2 protein-coding genes are annotated in these 1,033 nt (G+C 62.3%); both read right to left on the bottom strand.

Features of this window, described 5'->3' with window-relative positions; all coding sequences use genetic code 11:
* Nucleotides 1-32 precede the first annotated feature (32 nt).
* Nucleotides 33-608, bottom strand: a complete 576-nt coding sequence (locus PG883_RS23565) for a recombinase family protein (RefSeq protein ID WP_001173919.1) — start codon at nt 606-608, stop codon at nt 33-35.
* Nucleotides 609-734: 126 nt separating this feature from the next.
* Nucleotides 735-1,033, bottom strand: a 299-nt coding sequence (locus PG883_RS23560; protein ID WP_431521334.1) for a type II toxin-antitoxin system YafQ family toxin, incomplete at its 5' end; no start/stop codon positions are given.

Here is a 1,033-nt window from a genome sequence, read left to right as displayed (position 1 = left end):
CTGTCGTTTTCAGAAGGCGACTGCACGAAATATCAGGAGTCGGCTGCACTGCCAGAACTGGCCGCCTGCAAGGCAGCGTAGAGAGCGGTTTTTCCTACCTTGAGGCGTGCGGCGGCCTCGCGGACATTCAAGCCGTTGGCGACAAGCTCCCGCGCTCGTTGCAACTTGTCGGCAGTGACAACCGGCTTGCGTCCGCCTTTGCGCCCGCGTGCGGCGGCAGCGGTCAACCCGGCCTTGGTGCGCTCGCGGATCAGGTCGCGCTCGAACTGGCCCAGCGCACCGAACACATGGAAGATGAGCCGTCCGCCCGGCGTGGTGGTGTCGATGTTTTCAGTCAACGAGCGGAAGCCGACGCCCCGTGCTTCCAGCTTGCCGACCGTCTCAATCAGGTGCGGCAGGGAGCGGCCAAGCCGATCCAGCCGCCAGACGACCAGCACATCGCCATCGCGCAGATAAGCCAGCGCATCGGCCAAGCCGGGCCGGTCTGCCTTGGCCCCGGATGCCGTGTCCTCGAAAACCCGTTCGCAGCCTGCATTGCGCAGCGCATCCGTCTGCAAGGCGGTGTCCTGTTCCGCCGTCGATACCCGCGCATAGCCGATGAGTGCCATTTCCGCCCATTTGTCCGTTATACCGTCCGCCTATCTTATTGTCCGTCATCCCGTTGCGCAAGATGTTTTCGGACAGGCGTCCGGTTTGGCCGCCTAATGATCGTTTGGCGGACAAGGCGACTGGCATCAGCCGAACAGCTCGCTATGGGAGCCAAGCCGCGCCAGTCGCAGGGTGTCGGCGTCGGACTTGCGGTAGATCAGCAGCAGGTCGGGCTTGATGTGGCATTCGCGGTAGCCCGCCCAATCGCCGGAAAGATCGTGGTCGCGGTATCGCACATCCAGGGGCTGATCGGTCGCCAGCGCGACCAGAACCGGCTTGAGGTCATCATTCGTGCAGCGGACTCCTGATACTGTTCGTTCAATAGACGACTGCACAACAGCCTTCAAACCGCGTTGTCTGGTGCAGTCGTCTTCTGAAAATGACA

Source organism: Aeromonas sp. QDB25 (genome assembly GCF_027707725.1).
GTDB classification, from domain to species: domain Bacteria; phylum Pseudomonadota; class Gammaproteobacteria; order Enterobacterales; family Aeromonadaceae; genus Aeromonas; species Aeromonas caviae.
Note: the sequence above shows the minus strand (reverse complement) of the source record. Positions and strands in the feature narration are given on the sequence as shown.

Bases quoted from the DNA above. Each gene is read 5' to 3' on its own strand.
- PG883_RS23565 (WP_001173919.1), bottom strand. From the start codon at position 608: ATGGCACTCATCGGCTATGCGCGGGTATCGACGGCGGAACAGGACACC.